Genomic DNA, 251 nt, shown 5'->3' on the forward strand with positions numbered 1-251 from the left:
CCGGCTTTCTCAAAAGGTTTACCAATGGCTTCCATCGCGCGAGCCGCATACGGACGGGAAAGGGTTAACTCCGGTTTGCCTTTGGCGAACTCTGGAGAGGCGGTGTTATGGCAATCGGCACAACCTAAGTTGTTGACGATTTCCGGACCGCCGCGCGCCCATTTACCGTGGAAGTAGCCATCTTCGCCGTCTTTCTGGATCAGACGCGCCACATCCGGGCTTTTACAACTCCAGCATGCCATCGGTAGCGG

Annotated in this window: 1 protein-coding gene; it reads right to left on the reverse strand. The window is 56.6% G+C overall.

Annotated elements, in window-relative coordinates:
* The coding region (locus SB756_RS33135) for an ammonia-forming cytochrome c nitrite reductase subunit c552 (RefSeq protein ID WP_410913643.1) at nt 1-212 on the reverse strand (212 nt) is incomplete at its 3' end.
* Nucleotides 213-251 lie beyond the last annotated feature (39 nt).

This window comes from Pseudomonas sp. SIMBA_068, from assembly GCF_046534705.1.
GTDB lineage: Bacteria > Pseudomonadota > Gammaproteobacteria > Pseudomonadales > Pseudomonadaceae > Aquipseudomonas > Aquipseudomonas putida.